Source organism: Labilibaculum antarcticum (genome assembly GCF_002356295.1).
In the GTDB taxonomy this organism is placed as follows: domain Bacteria; phylum Bacteroidota; class Bacteroidia; order Bacteroidales; family Marinifilaceae; genus Labilibaculum; species Labilibaculum antarcticum.
Window position 1 is genome coordinate 4,977,012 of record NZ_AP018042.1, and the last position, 18,696, is coordinate 4,995,707.

An 18,696-nucleotide genomic window follows, 5' to 3' on the forward strand; every position below is an offset into this window, starting at 1 on the left:
TTATAGAATACTAAGCCACTTTTTTAAGTGGCTTTTTTTTGTTTTCAAAATTTTCTATTATTGCTGCACCAACACTATCTCCCCACACATTTACAGTTGTACGGAATCTGTCCAATAACCAATCGATTGTTAAAAGTAAGCCAATTCCTTCAATGGGTAAGTGAACAGCTTTAAGTACTATTACCATAGTCACTAGTCCTGCTTCGGGTATTCCCGCAGCACCAATTGCAGCCAATGTCGCAGTAATGAAAATAATTAACTGTTGTCCGGTACTTAATTCTAATCCATAAATTTGAGCAATGAAAATGGCGGCAACAGCTTCATAAAGTGCGGTTCCGTCCATGTTTATTGTTGCACCTAAGGGTAGAACAAAATTGCTGATTTTTTTTGACACATTATTTTCTTGCTGAACACCGTGCAAGGTTAAAGGTAGGGTCGCAGTACTTGAGGCTGTAGAAAATGCATTTAGTAAAGCTGGTCCAACGCCTTTACAATAGGCTAGAGGGGAACGTTTACCCAAAAACCGTAAAGCAACACTTAATATAAGAGTTCCATGTAATAATAGTCCAAGAACGACAGTAAAACTGAACTTACCCAAGGATTTCAGTTCGGGTAAAAAAACATCAAAACCACCAGCATTACCAATTCTCGCTGACAGTAATCCCAAAATGCCAATTGGGGCAAAATACATTACCCAATTAACTAGTTTCATAATTGCATCATTCATTGTAGAGATAAATTCCATTGCTTTTTTCGATTTTTCACCCAAGGATGATAAGGCCGCTCCAAAAAACAAGGAAAATACAATTAAGGGTAAAATATCCATTTTTACCATCGCCAGAAATAGGTTGTGTCCGATTAGGCCTTGTTGATCTTTTGCAGGATTTCCAACAATCAGCTCTTTTACTGCTTCTGAAACAGCAATACTTTTGTTTATGATATCCTGATTGGCTTCGGGTAAATCTAGATTGGTATTTACACCAGGTTGAATAAGATTTACCAAGATCATTCCAATAATAACCGAAATTGCGGTAGTGGTGAAATAGTATAGAATTGTTTTACTTCCAATTTTGCCCAGCGCACGTAAATTGCCTAATCTGGCGATACCTACTATCATCGATAGGATAACCAAAGGAACCACCAACATCATTAAAATGTTAATGAATACTTCACCTAAGAGTGACAAATGTATTGCGAATTCTGGAAAAACACCACCAATAACAAATCCAAGGATTATGGAAAAAATGATACTTACTAAAAGGAATTGATCTTTTAGAATGCCAGTATATTTGTATTTTTTATTAAAAAACATAATGAATTTTGAAACTAATCGTTATAATACTTAGTACAAAAGTTAAATGATAAGTCACAATTTTAGTGATGTTGTGCGTAATAACAAAGAACGAGTATTTGTAATTACGCGATGTTAGACCTGAGGTTTCATATCTTCTGAATTTGTTCTTAAATAATGGAAATATTGAAGCTTAAATTACAATATTGCTTAGGAATTTAGATCCTACAAAATCAATTAAAAGAAGTTTGCTATAAATATGAATAAAGATTTGCTCTTTGCCTTAATTCAAAATCCTTACTTAATTCCGGGTATTTATAATTATTGTGATGGATGGTGTGAAAGATGCAGTTTCACAAGTAATTGTCTTAACTATAAAATGATGGAGGAGGGTGTTCCAGACTTGGATACGTCTAATTATGAGGCTACTTCAGCAATGGATAATTTGGATGAAATGTTTCAGCTAAGTATGGAGCTATTGAAACAGGCGGCTAAAGATTTGGGAATGGAAATGCCCGAAAAGACAGATGATTTTGATGTTGAAGAAGAGGAGAAGAAAGACGACCTTATATTTAAAGGTCAAATAATGAGTCAGGCAGATATGTATTCAGAATTGGTAGATAGTTGGTTTGCAGAATTCGAATCTTTACTATTTATAGGTAGTTGTAGCTTAAAAGAATTATTAGATTATAAGGATGAAGAGGAGATGAGTGAGCTTGAAAAAGTTGTGTTCAATTCGTACGAAATTATTCGATGGCATCAATTTATTATCCCCAGTAAATTATTTAGATCACTTAGAAGTAAAGCGAATACCGAAGAAACCGGTAATGAATTTTACAAACATGACAGTATTGCTTCAGGTAAAGTCGCATTATTGTCTATTGATGCATCTATTGAAGCATGGACTTGTTTTATGCAGAAATTTTCTGAGACAGAGGATAGAATGCTGCCATTATTATTAATACTATCAGGTTTGCGTACAATGGTCGAAAAAATATTCCCAGAATCAAGAGATTTTATAAGACCAGGTTTTGATATTTAAAACATTATTTTCTTGACTACTTAAAGACTTATGATAATGAAAAACTTTATTAAATTTTTTAGTCTGATTTTCATATTACTTGCATTAAGTAACTGTGTTACGGAAGATTCAATTACTAAAGATACAGATACTGGAGTTATGTCAAAATTAGACATTCCTCTCGATTTTAATTTTGAAACAGCCAAAGATGTTACCGTTTCCTTTAGTGGTGTAAAGGTGAAAAGCACTAATAAAATTAAGTATTCTGTTTATTTGTATGATGAAGAATTTACGAATACAGAGGTCACCTACGAGGATGAGTCAGGAGAGACAGTTAATGCAACACTGCAAATTTCTGATGCTTTGAATAATAAGATTGCTTCGTTTGTTACTTCCGAAGAAATTTTTGAAATGGAATTTACCATACCATCATCATATAATTCGTTGTATGTGGTGAAAAATGAAATGGGAATTTTCAGTTCGTCAATAATTGAAATTAACAATCAAAAATCAATTTTTAAGAAAGGAGTGAGCACTAAAGCTACGAAAGCTGCAGTTGATATATTTTATGGAACAAATGGAGGGGGAGATTTATTTACAATAAATGAAGTCTCAAATGAATTAACGGTTATTAGTTCATTACCGGATAATACAGGTAGTTACACATGCGCCATTGATCCAATTTCCCGGAAATTATATACGATAGGGAATAAGTCACCCAATAATCTTTATTGTTTTAATATTGATGAAGAAACATGGGAAACAATTGGTTCTGTAAATACAGGAGGGCCGAGGTTAGGCTATAATATAACCGATGGAATGCTGTATTTTTCAACATCAAACTACGTTTATGTTTTGGATCCTAGTAATGCAAAGAGGATAGCAACTTATAAAATCAATGGTTTGGAAACAACATCAGGAGGAGATTTAGCATTTGATAAAGATGGAACAATGTATTTATCAAGTACAACAGGTTTGTATAAATGTGAGTTTGCCGATGGAAATGCAATTGATGCAACATGGATAAGTTCTGAAACCTTACCAAACTATCCTAATTCATTAACTTTTGATTCTAATGGTGAGTTGTGGTGGGCAACAGCCATAGGCAGTGAAGGATTAACATTTATTATGGATAAGGTAACTGGAGGTTTTGAGTCTCGTTCGACTTATCCCACTCTTATTCATGATTTAGCAACTTTGCCTTATGATGAAAGTAGTATTTCAGATGTAGATACGGATGGAGATGGAGTTATTGATTTTTACGATGAATTTCCTGAAGATGCAGAAAAGGCTTCGGTAACTTATACTCCTTCGATATATGGATGGGGAACTTATGGATTTGAAGATTTGTGGCCATCTAAAGGGGATTATGATTTTAATGATTTAGTAGTAAATTATCGGTATATAAATATTGAGAATGCTGATGGATTGATGGTTGAAACCAGATTGAATTATGTTGTTAAAAATATTGGAGGCTCATTAAAAAATGGTTTTGGCATTCAATTTGAAATGGATGAATCCTTAATAAAAGAAGTCTCGGGGTATCATTTGACAGAAAATATTGTCAGTCTGAATGGGAAGGGCTTAGAATCAGATCAAACTTTACCTGTTGTTATTGTATTTGATAATGCGTGGGCAAACTCCAATGATTCGGAAATTGAAATAGTTATTGCTTATACAGAACCGATAGAATCTTCTATGATGGGTGAATTAAATCCATTTATATTTACAGGAGGTAATCGAGGTAAGGAGATTCATTGTGCAAATCAACAACCTACTGATTTGGTTGATAATGATTTTTTTGGTTCTTATGATGATAAAACTAATGTTGCAAGTGGTGTTTATTATAAAGACAGTAATAATTTACCTTGGGCAATTAATATTATTCATGATTTTGCTTACCCTAAAGAAAAGCAGGAAATAATGTTAGGCTACCCTTATTTTACAACATGGGCCGAGTCAGGAGGAGATCTATATGAAGATTGGTACAAGGAAAAAGATGGTTATCGAAACTATGATTATTTAAATAGAAATTGATATTTTTAATAAATTTCCGCTTACAATTATGCAGTTGAAGTATTATAATTGCTTGGCTAAAAAGTTTTAAGCACAAAAAAAGTCGGTAACCAGCCGACTTTTTTTCTATTCACTTTAAACCTTAATCTACTATATGAAAAAACTACTTTTTGTTCTTTTGTACATTACAAATGTATAGATGAATCAAGTTAATTGGTCTAAACAAGTGTTAAAGAAGATTAAATCTTTAAAATATCACTATTTGAGTGTTATTAAAACGTGAAAATTTAAGAATTAATAGTTGATATTATTTGATTTAAAACCAGCTTTTAAACTTAGTTTGTTAAATTTGTTAAAATTCTAAAATCATTAAAATTGAATATCACTATAGTTTCAGAATACTCCTTGTGGTGGGTATTGCCCTTTGCTTTAGTTTCATTCTTACTTGTTGTCTGGGTTTATTTTTTCAAAAGGCCATATCATAAGGATCTTTCTTTGCCTAAACTTTACATTTTGGCATTTTTGCGAGGGTTTTCAATTTTATTACTCCTTTTGTTAATTCTGGAACCAAAATTAAAATATTCGTCAGAAAAAATAGAAAAACCTCTTTTGGTTTTTGCTCAGGATAACTCTAAATCTATTGGCTTGAGCAGTGATTCATTATTTTATTTGAATGAATACCCTTCTGAAATTGAGAAATTTCTGGAATCATTGAATTCAGAATTTGAGATTAAGAAAATTAGTTTTGGGAGTGAAGTAAAGGAATTATCGAATTTTGATTATTCAGAAACAAATACGAATTTTTCCGATTTGTTTGAATTTTTGAAAAATAATTACGGGAATTCTAGTAATGTTCAGGTTGTTATTGCTAGCGATGGCTTGTACAATAAGGGAAGTAATCCTAGATACGATTTACAAGACGTAAGTTTCCCAATACACACTTTACAGTTAGGAGACACAGCTCGTATTGAAGATGTTTCGGTGATGTCTGTTAAAACAAACGAACTAGGGTTTGTGAATAGCAAATTACCTGTCAGGATTGGTGTAAAAGCAACTAATTTCGATTCGGAATTGGTGCAACTGAAAATTTCCAAGGGGTCAAAGATTTTGATTTCTGATGAAATTCGAATCAAAAATAATTCATTCTATATTGAAAAAGACTTTTTTATAACACCCGAAAAGGCAGGTTTGCAAAAGTTTAAAGTGGATATCATTGCAGATAAGAATGAACATTCTAAAATCAATAATCACTACGAATTTGTTGTTGATGTATTGGATAATCAACGAAAAATAGCAATATGTTTTGATCAATATCATCCCGATATTGCTGCTATTCAATCGGCAGTTAATGAAAATTTGAATTTTACAGTCGAATTAATAAACCTGGCCCAGAAACAAGCTGATCTCGGGAAATATAATTTGGTAGTTCTTTATCAGATTCCATCTCATCTGAATTCTTATTCTGGCTTTTTGCAGCAAATTCAACAAAAGGAAATTCCCATTTTAATGGTTGTTGGTGGCAACTCAGATATTTCAGCAGTAAATAAATTGAATTTGGGCGTAACTATTTCAGGAAATGAAAGTATTTTTTCAGAATCGTCGTTTGTTGGTAACGAGACTTTTAACTTATTCGATTTAAAGAAGTCTAATCGAGAAATATTAGAGAAGATGCCACCTTTACTATCTCCATTGGGGATTTATGATTTCAGTTCAGAACATCAGGTTATCGGATACCAAGGCATTAAATCAATTCAAACCACTAATCCTCAAATTGCTTTTACACATCGGGATAATCAAAAAACGGCATGGATTTTTGGGGAGGGAGTCTGGCGTTGGAAATTGCATTTGGCACGAATGAATGAATCTCCTATGGTATTTGTTGATTTGATAAACCAAGTAGTTCAGTATTTATCTTTAAAGATAGACCGAAATCAACTAGTTGTTAAATATGCCAAATCTGTTTCAGAAGGAGATGAAATAGTATTTGATGTTGAGATGTATAATAAGAGTTATGAGCTGGTTAACCAAGCTAATATGGATTTTATACTGACTAATCAGGAGGGCAAATCATTTAACTATAGTTTTGAAAAACGATCGGGTAAATATCAATTGAAAATCAAAGCATTGACTAAAGGCAATTATTCGTTTGTTGCGAAAACGCAGGAGATTGAAAATAATTTGGAACAAACAGGGCAATTTATTGTTAGTTCTAATAGTACAGAAAGTAATAATTTGCAGGCCGATTTGAAAATGTTGTCACAAATTTCAAGTTTAAGTGAAGGAGAAGTTTTTGGATTATCCGAACTACCGGAAATAGTAAAGAAAATTAGGGGAAATGAACATTCACAATCTACTTTATCGGTGGAAACTAAATATGGTAATTTAATTGAAATGTTATTTTTATTAATTATTATTATCATATTAATGATCTCGGAATGGTTTTTGAGAAAGTATTGGCTTGGAATTTGAATCTCAAAAGTGAAAAATTAATCAAATGAATAAACGTTTATCTACTCTACTTGTAAATATGAAAAGGATATTTATTATTGTAATCTCCTTATTTTTATTGGTATCCTGTAAAACTCTTTCTATCTACAGTTTTCAAGGTCTAAACGCGCCTAAGGTTATTATTCCGTCTGATGTGAAGACGATAGGCTTTGTTGATAGAAATACCAGTTTTAAAATTGATTCCGTAAGTCAAATTTACACTGTTAACAGTACCCTTCTTATCGATACAACCGATTATAATATTGTTTTATCGACAAATTGTTATCAGGGTTTTACTGAGAATTTATCAGAGTATTTAGCAATGGATTCTATTCCATTTATTCAGTTGGATAAAAAGGAAATGAAAGGTAACAGAAACTATAAACCAATGAAATGGGATCTTGTAGATAGTATCTGTGCGAGTACTGGATCGGATGTTTTAATTTGTCTAGAAGATATTCAGTTGTATAATAATTACACCGTTTTTGAAGATGTATTATATTATGGAATTGCTGATGTTAATTTTTATGCTGTTTGGAGAATATACGACCCTTTAAAGCAGACATATCTTGATGAACAAATAGTAATTGATAGTTTGTTTTCCGAAGTAACATCACCTTCATACAATAGATTAATTGAAGATAAATTACCAAAAAGGAAAGACCTTTTCAAGGATGTATCTTATCAGATTGGAAATCAATATGCAGACATGCTTGCGCCTAAATGGATTGATATAACTAGAAAATATTTTGCCTCTGGTGATGACCGATTAGCCATTTCAAAATATTATATTGATCGCGGTGATTGGGAGAGTCCAATAATCTTATGGACGGAAATATCGAATGAAGATGACTTTAAACTTGCCGGAAGAGCTTGTTACAATTTGGCTTTCGCAAATGAAATTAAGGGAGATTTTTTAACCGCTAATCAATGGATTCTAAAATCAATTTATAATTATAAAAAACTTAAGTCTTTACCTTCCGAATTCAAAATCGTTAAAAAATATACATTGGAACTTAACGAGAGAACTAAAAACAAAGAGAAATTGGATCGTTTTTTTGGAGAATAATTTTACTTGAATAAAAAATATAACCCTGAAGAGATTATTCTATCAGGGTTTTTTAATTTTGTACTTTATAATAAATCAATATTATCATAAATGACGTCAACAGGAATACTTTATATCATTCTAGGTATACTAACAGTAGATTTTATTTTAGAACGGTTTTTGGAATACCTTAATCATCAAAAATGGTCGCCAATTCTTCCGAAAGCATTAGAGGGTATTTACGATCAGGAAAAATATCATCAATCTCAGAACTATCAAAAAGACAAGTTAATGCCGTCTTTACTATCATCAAGTATTGGTTTTGTAGCTACGGTTTTAATGATTGCACTGGGCGGTTTTGCTTGGGTTGATGAGCTGGCAAGGAATTATTTCGATCATCCAATAGCAATTGCGTTAGCCTTTTTTGGGGTTATCATGTTTTTCTCAAGTATACTTGGATTGCCTTTTTCGTACTACTCTACATTTGTAATAGAGGAGAAGTATGGTTTTAACAGAACAAGTTTAAAAACCTTTGTTTTAGACAAATTGAAAGGAGGATTACTAAGTATCGTAATTGGTGGTGGTATTTTAGCTCTTATAATATGGATTTATTTGCAGACCACAACCAACTTTTGGTGGATGGCGTGGTTGGTAATTGCTTTTTTCATGATTTTCATGGCCATGTTTTACTCTTCTTTATTGGTTCCCTTATTTAATAAGCAAACACCTTTGGAAGAAGGTGAATTAAAAGATGAGATCAGTAAATTTGCGGGTAAGGTCGGTTTTAAATTGGATAACGTATACGTAATGAATGGTTCCAAACGATCATCGAAAGGAAATGCATACTTTAGTGGATTTGGCTCTAAAAAAAGGATTGTTCTGTTTGATACATTAATTAATGATTTGAGCAAAGAGGAGATTGTTGCGGTTTTGGCACATGAAATTGGCCACTATAAAAAGAAACATACACTTAGCGGTATATTATTATCCTTACTGCAAACTGGATTTATGTTTTACATCTTTTCACTCATTATTTCAAATCCCCTTTTATCAGAAGCATTAGGAGCCAAGCAGCATGGATTTCATTTGGGATTAATTGCATTTGGAATTTTGTATTCTCCTATTTCAACTTTTTTAGGCTTGGGAATGAATTTATTATCACGTAAGAATGAATACGAGGCCGATGATTATGCCTTGAAGAACTACGATGGGAAAGCCTTAGGCAATGCTTTAAAAAAGCTGTCTGTTAGCTCCTTGAGTAATTTAACGCCGCATCCGGTTTATGTGTTCTTTTACTATTCTCATCCTAGTCTTTTACAACGATTAAAAGCATTACAGTTAATAAAATAAGCAAATGCAAGCAGAGATAATTACAATTGGCGATGAAATTCTAATTGGTCAAATTGTTGATACCAATTCAGCATGGATGGCTAAAGAATTAAATGGTATAGGTATTAATGTTGGGAAAATAACCAGTATATCAGATCAAAAAAATGATATAGTAAGTTCCCTAAAACAGGCAATGGAAAGAGTTTCCCTTGTTTTAATTACGGGAGGTTTAGGACCAACAAATGATGACATAACCCAAAAGACTTTAAGTGACTTTTTCGGGATGAGTTTAGTCCAGAATGATTTGTTGTATGCTAAAATTGAGCAACGACTTGGGGATAGAGGAATTTCTATGAATCATTTTAATCGGGAACAGGCTTTAGTGCCAGATGGAGCAAGGATAATTCAGAATAATCATGGTACAGCTCCTTGTATGTGGTTTGAAAAAGAGGGGAAAGTAGTCATTTCAATGCCAGGTGTTCCTTTCGAGATGAAAGGAATCATGCAGGATGAGATTTTAAAATCATTGGCGCAGCACTTTTCTACACCGGTTATTTTGCACAAAACAATTATGACCGAAGGAATTGGAGAATCTGTGCTGGCTGAAATGTTGATAGATTGGGAGGCTAATTTACCAAATTGTGTGAAATTAGCTTATTTACCTTCCCCCGGACTTGTTCGTTTAAGAATGAGTCTTACAGGTGATGATGAAAATAAATTGAAAAGAGTTATTGAGGAACAGCTAGACAAATTAAGGGAAATAATTCCGGCGAATATATTCGGATATGATGATTATCCTATTGAATTGTCAGTCGCTAAACTATTATCCGATAAGGGAAAAAGTTTAGGAACTGCAGAAAGTTGCACTGGAGGGAATGTTGCTCATTTACTAACTTCTCATGCTGGTAGTTCTGCTTATTTTAAAGGTGCTGTTGTTGCTTATTCGAATGAGGTAAAAGAGAATGTTTTGCAGGTGAATGCGGCGGATTTAGAAAAATATGGCGCAGTAAGTCAAGAAGTTGTTGAGCAGATGGCTATCGGTGCCCAAAAACTACTAAATACCGATTATGCAATTGCAACATCAGGAATAGCTGGTCCGGATGGTGGTACTGTAGAAAAGCCGGTTGGAACTGTTTGGATTGCTGTAGCAGGACCGGAAGAAGTGATTTCTCATAAATTTTATTTGTATAAAAATAGAGAAAGAAATATTCGGGTGGCCTCGTTGAATGCATTAAATATGTTACGTAAAATACTTGAAAAGTAAAAAGAGATTAATGTCTTTATATATAAAGGTTTTCCAGTTCATGGAGAGCCTTTTTTTTATGCAATTAATAATGTGAGAAATTTCACATTATCTTAAGTTGCTATTGTTTTTAGTCTTCTAAATATCTAAATTTCAATTACTATAAATAAAATCAAAGTTAAGATAGAAATATAATAATAACTATACACATGTAGATATTTGGATGTTTTAATATTCTTGCTTAGATTTGATCCGAAATTAAAAGAACATAGAAACATGCGAAACCTTAAAATTTATTTCATTTTACTTCTAGTCTTGGGCTTTTCTCTTAATGGAAAATCGCAAACTGTAGAATTGAAGTTAAGTTTGAAAGAAGCCTTAGTAAAAGCTTCAGAAAATAATTGGGAAATTAATAAGGCGAAGGCACAGGGTAGTGTTGCCAAGGCTGAATTCCGCCAAACAAACTCGGTTTTCTTACCCATATTGAATCTTTCCCACACGGGAATAGTTACTAACGATCCTTTAAGCAGTTTTGGATTCAAATTGAAGCAGGAGATAACTACTGAAGCTGACTTTAATCCACTGTTGCTAAATGATCCTGGTCAGACCAAAAATTTCAATACTAAAATTGAGGTTCTGCAGCCATTAATTAATATCGACGGAATTTATGGTAGAAGAGCGGCTAATGCAAAAATGAAAGCAGTTGATTACAGAACTGAAAGAACCATAAACTTTACAAAGTTTGAGGTGAAAAAGGCATACTATCAGCTTGAGTTGGCACAGGAAGCTGTTTTTGTTTTGGAAGCATCAAAGTTGGCCGCGGCTTCAGCTTTACAGCTTACTGAAAATAATTTGAAGCAAGGCTTTGTGCAAGAAGCTGATTTGTTGTCTGCAAAAGTAAGAGTTCTGGAATTAGATAATCAGTTAGCTGATGCAAATAATAATAAGAAGGGTGCAGGAGAATTTTTGGCTTATTTATTAGGTATGGATATTAATGTTGTGATTGTAACAACAGATTCTCTAGAGAAAAAACCATCCCTGCTAAATGGTTTAGAACAGTCATCTCAAATTGAAAACCGCTCCGATTTGAATGCATATAGAAAAGGTGTAGAGGCAAGAGAAAATATGCTTAAATCTGAGAAGATGCAGTTTCTTCCCCGCTTAAATGCTTTTGGTGCTTACGAATGGAATGATGATAAACTCTTCGGAACTTCTGCTAATAATTATATGATTGGAGCCAGTTTATCGTGGACTTTATTTAATGGCTATAAAAATATCGGCAAAGTTCAAAAGGCGAAGGCCGAGTTAAAAATCTCTGAATTAAACTTCGCTGAATATTTATCCAAAAACACGATGGAAATTCAATCTGCAAAGAGAAATTTAAAAGTAGCATATGATAGAATTGAACTGAGCAAGTTAGCCAAAGAACAAGCTGAAGAGGCTCTTCGGATAAGAACCAACAGGTATAAGCAAGGATTGGAGAAAACAACGGATATATTATATACTGAGACTGTTTCAATGGCTCGAAATCTGGATTATATTAATAGTTTATACAACTATCATGTTGCGGTTTTTCAATTGGAATTATTACTGGAAAAGGAATTACAATAAACAATCATAAAAAGAATCTACAGATATGAACTCAAGGAATTTTTTAATAATAGCATTGATAACACTAGGTGGTGGATTATCATTACAATCTTGTGGCGGAGAAAGTAAAGCAAAGGAGACGAAGAAGGTTGAGGTTAGTGTAGCTGTCGAAATAGCTAAATTGACAAATCAAGCTGAATTAATGAGCTTTTCAGGTAAAGTGGAAGCTGAGACACATTCAAATCTTAGTACGCGAATTATGGGGCAAATTGCTAAGATTAATGTAGAAACTGGTCAAAAGGTAAAGGTCGGTCAGGTTTTGGTTGAAATTCATGCAGAGGATATTCATGCTAAAAAAGCTCAGATAAAAGCAAATAAATTGGAGGCGGAAGCGGCCTATTCCAATGCGAAAAAAGATTATGATCGTTATACTATATTGTTTGAACAAAAGAGCGCTTCTCAGAAAGAATTGGATGATATTACAACGCAATTCAATATGACAAAAGCACGATTGGAAGCTGTTAGTGAAATGGGAGTTGAGGTAGAGGAAATGCTTCGATATACAAGCATTAGGGCACCTTACAATGGTGTGATTACCAAAAAATATATGAATGCAGGTGATTTGGCTTCTCCGGGAATGCCATTGGTAGCTATCGAAAAGCAAGACGAATTTAAAGTGATGGCTCGAATTCCCGAAAAAGAAATTTTGAAAATCAAAAAGAATGATACCGTTTTGGTTCAAATTAATGCATTGGGCAATGAGAAAATCAGTGCTTTTGTGGCGGAAGTAAATCCGTCTTCTCAATATACTGGCAATCAGTTCGAAGCGAAAATAATTTTGAAGCCTACCAGCGAACAAAAAAGCCGTTTATATAGTGGTATGTATGCGAATGTATTGATTGAAAAGGGAGGTATGCCATCTATAATGATTCCTAAAAATGTGTTGATCCACAATGGACAATTAACTGGAATATATACAATAAGTCAGAGTGGTACAGCATTGTTACGTTGGGTAAGACTGGGAAAGACCATTGGTGACAAGGTTGAAATTCTATCGGGCTTAAGCGATGGTGAAAAATACATTACTTCCTATAAGGGAAAAATTTGGGATGGAGCCACAGTTACTATTCAATAATTACAACCGATAGTTACAATCAAAATATAGACACATGAAAACAGGATTTGCAGGCCAACTGGCCAAACTATTCATAAATTCTAAATTAACTCCACTCTTGATGGTCGCCTTTATGGTAATCGGCATGTATAGTGCCTATTTGACGCCACGAGAAGAGGAGCCACAAATCGATGTTCCTATCGCTGATATCTTTCTAAGATATCCTGGTGCAAGTCCATCAGAAATTGAATCGAGGGTAATGCAGCCGCTTGAAAAAGTAGTGGCAAATATACCCGGTGTTGAGTATGTTTATTCTACATCAATGCCAGGACAAGCCATGTTAATTGTTCAATTTTACGTTGGAGAGGATATTGAAAGATCTCTTGTTAAGATGTACAATGAGATTATGAAACACATGGATCAAATGCCACAAGGTACTTCTATGCCACTTATTAAAACGCGAGCAATTGATGATGTACCAGTTCTTGGATTAACATTCTGGAGTGAAAATTATAATGATTTTCAATTAAAAAGATTAGCGGAGGAAGTTAATAACGAGATAGAAAAGGTAAATGATGTTTCGGAAACCAAAGTAATCGGCGGACGTTCTCGTCAGGTACGGGTTGTTTTGAATCGGGAGCAAATGTCTGTTTATAACATAGATCCTTTAAGTATTGCCAGACAAATTGAAATATCCAATCAGCAAATCGGTTCCGGTACATTTAACAATCACGATACAGAATATTTAGTTGAAACGGGTCGATTTCTTGAAAACTCAGAAGATGTTGCAAATTTAGTAGTTGGTGTGGCTAATGGTAGTCCAATTTATCTAAAACAAGTTGCAGAGGTAATCGACGGACCCGAAGTGCCATCGCAATATGTGAGTTTTGGTTACGGAAAGATAAATGAGGCCAAGGAAGTTTCGAAAGGAGAGTATCCAGCAGTTACTCTTTCGGTGGCTAAACGCCGGGGTTCTGATGCGATGAAAGTCGCGGAACAAATTTTAACAAAAATAGCCGTTTTGAAGCAGAATTTAATTCCTTCGGATGTTCATGTTGAAGTAACCCGTAACTATGGTGCAACGGCTTCGGATAAGGTTTCAGAGCTGTTAATGCACTTATTGGGAGCTATTATTGCTGTAACATTTGTTGTTATGTTGGCAATGGGCTGGCGTGGTGGTTTGGTTGTCTTTTTATCGGTACCAATTACTTTTGCCTTAACCATGTTTAGTTACTATTTTCTAGATTACACTCTAAACAGAATAACATTATTTGCTTTGGTTTTTGTCACGGGAATTGTGGTTGATGACTCCATTATTATTGCGGAGAATATGCACCGTCATTTTAAAATGAAACAATTGCCGTTTATGCAAGCCGCTCTTCGTTCCATTGATGAAGTTGGAAATCCAACAATTCTGGCAACTTTCACTGTTATCGCTGCTGTTCTGCCAATGGTTTTTGTTTCGGGTTTAATGGGTCCATACATGAGTCCTATGCCTATTGGAGCATCCATCGCAATGATTTTCTCGTTATTAGTAGCTCTTACTATTACTCCTTATTTGGCTTATCGTTTGTTACGATTTAAAGTAAAAGAAGATGATAACGAGAAGGCCTTTAAATTGGAAGATTCTATGGTGTACAAGCTGTATTCAGCAACGATTACACCAATGCTTGAATCGAAATGGAAAAGGTGGAGTTTTATTGGTACTGTAATATTCCTATTGCTTGCTTCTACGACCTTGGTTTATTTTCAACAGGTTGCAGTTAAAATGCTTCCTTTCGATAATAAGAATGAATTTCAGGTAATAATTGATATGCCGGAAGGAACTACTCTTGAAAGAACTGCTGTGGTTGCAAAAGAATTGGCCGCTTACATTTCGCAACAAGAGAATGTGGTAGACTATCAGACATATGTGGGAACAGCGGCACCAATGAATTTTAATGGTTTGGTTCGTCATTACGATTTGCGTCGTGGATCGAATGTAGCAGATATTCAAGTAAATCTAACTCATAAAGGGGAGCGTGATGAGCAAAGTCATGATATTGCAAAGCTAATGAGACCTGGGTTGCAGGAGATTGGTAATAAATTCCATGCAAATGTTAAAGTTGTTGAGGTTCCACCAGGACCACCTGTAATGTCAACCTTGGTTGCTGAAATTTATGGTCCTAACATAGAGGGACAACGAAAAATTGCGGCTCAAGTAAAAACTCTTTTTGCAAAAACAGATGATGTTGTTGATGTTGATTGGTTGGTTGAAGATGATCAAACTGAATTCCAGTTTAATGTTAATAAGGAAAAGGCAATGTTGGCTGGCGTTTCCACCCAGCAAGTAGTTCAGACCTTAAATATGGCATTAGGCGGACAGGAAGTTGCGCAGTTGTATCAAGAGGCGGATCAAGATCAAGTGGGTATTGAGTTACGTTTGCAAGAGAAGGATAGAAGCAGCATAGCAGACTTGAAGAGAATCAATATTTTGGCACAATCAGGTCAACTTATTCCTTTGGGTGATATTGTTGAGATAAACGAGAGGATTAAAGAGAAAAGCATTTATCGTAAAAATCAAAAACGAGTAGTTTACGTTACCGCTGATGTTGCAGGAAAATTGGAAAGTCCGGTTTATGGAATTCTAAATATCGCTGAAAATTTGAGTGATATTAAGGTGCCTGAAGGATATGAATTGAACGAGGAGTATACTCAACAGCCATTTTTAGAAGATAATTACAGTTTAAAATGGGATGGAGAATGGCAAATTACTTATGAAGTTTTCCGTGATTTAGGCACTGCATTTGCAGTTGTGCTATTGGTTATCTATTTGCTGATAATTGGATGGTTTCAGAATTATAAAGTTCCCTTTGTGATGATGATTTCTATTCCGTTATCTCTGGTAGGAATATTAGTTGGACACTGGTTGATGGGGGCTTTCTTTACCGCTACATCTATGATTGGATTGATTGCCCTTGCCGGGATAATGGTGAGGAATGCAATTCTTCTGATCGATTTTATTAATCTTCGTTTGGATGATGGTGTTCCCTTAAAAGAAGCTGTGATTGAAGCTGGTGCGGTGCGAACAACACCAATATTGCTTACTGCCGGAACTGTTGTTATTGGAGCGGTTGTAATCCTTTTTGATCCTATTTTTCAGGGCTTAGCCATTTCCTTAATGGGCGGTTCAATTGCCTCAACATTTCTGACTTTGGTTATTGTACCTCTTATCTATTATATGACTGAAAAGAAAAATTACCCTGTAATCGAAAAAAAATCAGGTGTTATCGAAAATGAGAATGAAATATCTTAATACTAATCTAACTCTAAATAAATGAAAGTTGTAATTGTATTTTGCGTGGGTTCCTTTTACGATGATTTAAAAAAAATCTATCGCACCGCGGGTGTTGAGACTTATAGTGAATTTGATGTAAGAGGGTATACTCAAAAACATATTAAAGATGGTCAGGTACCAAACTGGTTTGCCTCTAATAAGGACTATTATGATTCTATCGCTTCTTTTTCCTTTTTAAATGATGAAAAAGGTTCTAAATTACTGAGTCAAATTACTCTATTCAACAATGATATAGATTGTTGCAATCCAATGCATGCTTATATGCTAGATGTAGAGAAGTTTATTTAAATTTAAATTATTGAGAAGATGAAAGATCGAGTTTTTAGAGCAATTGTTGGAACAATGGTACTTGTTAGTATTTTACTGGCATATTACGTACATATTAATTGGTTGTTGTTAACGGCCTTTGTAGGCTTAAATCTATTACAATCATCAATTACAAAATGGTGTTTGTTGGATGATATATTAACGAAAGTTTTTAAAATGGATAATTAATTCATTTTAATTCTAGTTTGGGTTTAAAGCTCTGAATGTAAATTCAGGGCTTTATTTTTTTCATTTCGGTTGTAATACCGACTTATTTTAATTTAAAAATGTTGTAAAGAATAGTAATATTTCCCAATAAGATTGAATATTCTATATCTTTGCTAGCTAATACAGAACTATGATACAATCGACAGAACAAGCATTTGAAATTTTAGATACCCAAGTAAAGGGAATTCCATATGAAGCAATTGATTTCCTGAGAAATCAGGAAAACACCAAAGAGTTAACTAAGAAATTGGTTTTCGCCTTTAAAAACGCTTACAATGGTGAAGCATATTATTCTGACGAGCATAGAATCATGTTGCCGGCTCCATTATGGTATTGTATTGTTGCAGAGAAGCATCTTTCTGAAGAATTGTTTGAACCATTATTGGATATGTTCTCTGTTGAGGAAGATTGGGATCTAATGAACGAGCAGGCAGTTTATTTGGTTGGCTTACTAGCTAGAAAATTCCCGAAAGAGTTCGTAGGTAAAGTGCTTGATTTTATTGAGGAAAATATTAAATCAGATACTAAAAAGCCATATCTATATTGTTTTGAGGCATTATATTATGCTTCTGATGAGAAATTTGATAGGATTCATTCTATTTTAGAGAAGGATAATTTTCATTGGTTAGATCATTACATTCGTGTATTGGGTGATTTACAACGTGCTGATACCCTTCAGAAATTCAAAGAAATTCTATCTAAATTTGAAGGCAAGCATACTGCAGTTGAGTTGAAATACTATATTGATGTGATGGAAGGTAAAGTTTCTGATTTTCAGACAGGTACTGCGTTTTGTGAAATGCGCGATCCCGAATGGAAAAATCATTACCAACATCTGGAGTACATTTTTGCTTCTTCAGAATCACCAATTGAGCAAAGCGGGAAGATTAACCGCAACGATGCTTGTCCTTGTGGATCAGGGAAAAAGTACAAGCAGTGTTGCTTGAAAAATCAAGCATAGACAGTATAAAAGAATTAAAAGGATTTATTAGCGAAACACTAATAAATCCTTTTTTTAAACCCTAGCGCCAACTAAAATTTAATGTTTGTAGCCAAGAAAGTTAGAATCGAAAAATACCATGTGATAGTAACTGGCTACTTTATTCTATATTATTTTTTTCTTGCTGAAAACTTGATTTGTCATTTTAACTAACCATTTGAAATAGTTTGTGATGTGAACTGAAAAAAAAATAATTAACAAAAGTCCTAATTTATTATGAGCACCTCTTAATCCTTCTGAAATTTCAGTATTGGAAACAATTAGCCAAGAGGAAAATGCGGTTAATGCGGTCAATGAAAATACAATAAACAAAGTAATATTTATGCTTTTATGTTTATCTGATAATTTATTAAAAAAAAGATTTTTCAACCAATCAATATGTATAGTTAAATGAATCACAACTAAAATAAAAGATATCACAGAAAAAAGTTCATGAATTATCAACCAAGTATTACCATCAATACTTAAAGTTTCTGTGCAATATGGTTTGCCTGTATGATAAATCAACATTATAATTCCTGTCCCAATCATCAACAGGAAAGGTGTCAGCGAAATAATATCTACATAATAGTTGCGCGTTGTTTTGGATACTTTATCTTTCATGTTCTAGTTTATTGTTATGTTGTCATTGTATTAAAGACTTTTATTTTTAATGTAAAATAAACCCTAGCGCCAACTAAAATTTA

The 18,696-nt window shown here is 33.8% G+C and carries 14 protein-coding genes; 12 read left to right on the forward strand and 2 right to left on the reverse strand.

Annotated features, from left to right (window positions below; genetic code table 11):
- Positions 1-10: 10 nt before the first annotated feature.
- Positions 11-1,312, reverse strand: coding sequence for a dicarboxylate/amino acid:cation symporter (locus ALGA_RS19915; protein WP_096432262.1), 1,302 nt, complete (start codon positions 1,310-1,312; stop codon positions 11-13).
- Positions 1,313-1,550: 238 nt separating this feature from the next.
- On the opposite strand from ALGA_RS19915, the gene ALGA_RS19920 reads away from it, so the two are divergent.
- The 12 genes from ALGA_RS19920 (at position 1,551) to ALGA_RS23280 (ending at position 17,971) form a co-directional block, all read left to right on the forward strand.
- Positions 1,551-2,333: a hypothetical protein gene (locus ALGA_RS19920; protein WP_096432263.1), complete on the forward strand. Its 783-nt coding sequence runs from the start codon at positions 1,551-1,553 to the stop codon at positions 2,331-2,333.
- A gap of 36 nt (positions 2,334-2,369) precedes the next feature.
- Entirely contained in the window at positions 2,370-4,349 is a 1,980-nt protein-coding gene (locus ALGA_RS19925; protein ID WP_162845498.1) for an LruC domain-containing protein, read from the forward strand.
- A 354-nt stretch (positions 4,350-4,703) separates the two neighbouring features.
- Positions 4,704-6,797 (forward strand): hypothetical protein, encoded by a 2,094-nt coding sequence (locus ALGA_RS19930; RefSeq protein ID WP_145957688.1) that lies wholly within the window; start codon positions 4,704-4,706, stop codon positions 6,795-6,797.
- 25 nt (positions 6,798-6,822) lie between these two features.
- Positions 6,823-7,884 carry a DUF6340 family protein gene (locus ALGA_RS19935; protein ID WP_096432266.1) on the forward strand — a complete coding sequence of 354 codons (1,062 nt, stop codon included), beginning with the start codon at positions 6,823-6,825 and terminating at the stop codon, positions 7,882-7,884.
- Positions 7,885-7,974: 90 nt separating this feature from the next.
- Positions 7,975-9,213, forward strand: coding sequence for a M48 family metallopeptidase (locus tag ALGA_RS19940; protein WP_096432268.1), 1,239 nt, complete (start codon positions 7,975-7,977; stop codon positions 9,211-9,213).
- 4 nt (positions 9,214-9,217) lie between these two features.
- Positions 9,218-10,456, forward strand: coding sequence for a competence/damage-inducible protein A (locus ALGA_RS19945; RefSeq protein WP_096432270.1), 1,239 nt, complete (start codon positions 9,218-9,220; stop codon positions 10,454-10,456).
- Positions 10,457-10,711: 255 nt separating this feature from the next.
- Complete coding sequence (locus ALGA_RS19950) at positions 10,712-12,046, forward strand: TolC family protein (RefSeq protein WP_096432272.1); 1,335 nt, start codon at positions 10,712-10,714, stop codon at positions 12,044-12,046.
- 25 nt (positions 12,047-12,071) lie between these two features.
- Entirely contained in the window at positions 12,072-13,160 is a 1,089-nt protein-coding gene (locus tag ALGA_RS19955) for an efflux RND transporter periplasmic adaptor subunit (protein WP_096432274.1), read from the forward strand.
- Between the two features lie 34 nt (positions 13,161-13,194).
- The gene (locus ALGA_RS19960; RefSeq protein WP_096432276.1) at positions 13,195-16,434 is read left to right on the forward strand and encodes an efflux RND transporter permease subunit; all 3,240 of its coding nucleotides are present in this window, start codon (positions 13,195-13,197) and stop codon (positions 16,432-16,434) included.
- 21 nt (positions 16,435-16,455) lie between these two features.
- Complete coding sequence (locus tag ALGA_RS19965; protein WP_096432278.1) at positions 16,456-16,764, forward strand: hypothetical protein; 309 nt, start codon at positions 16,456-16,458, stop codon at positions 16,762-16,764.
- 18 nt (positions 16,765-16,782) lie between these two features.
- Positions 16,783-16,971 carry a YgaP family membrane protein gene (locus ALGA_RS19970; RefSeq protein ID WP_096432280.1) on the forward strand — a complete coding sequence of 63 codons (189 nt, stop codon included), beginning with the start codon at positions 16,783-16,785 and terminating at the stop codon, positions 16,969-16,971.
- Positions 16,972-17,140: 169 nt separating this feature from the next.
- Complete coding sequence (locus ALGA_RS23280; protein WP_197705631.1) at positions 17,141-17,971, forward strand: YecA family protein; 831 nt, start codon at positions 17,141-17,143, stop codon at positions 17,969-17,971.
- A 144-nt stretch (positions 17,972-18,115) separates the two neighbouring features.
- On the opposite strand, the gene ALGA_RS19980 is transcribed toward ALGA_RS23280, so the two are convergent.
- Positions 18,116-18,613 carry a DUF4405 domain-containing protein gene (locus ALGA_RS19980; RefSeq protein WP_096432282.1) on the reverse strand — a complete coding sequence of 166 codons (498 nt, stop codon included), beginning with the start codon at positions 18,611-18,613 and terminating at the stop codon, positions 18,116-18,118.
- Positions 18,614-18,696: the final 83 nt, after the last annotated feature.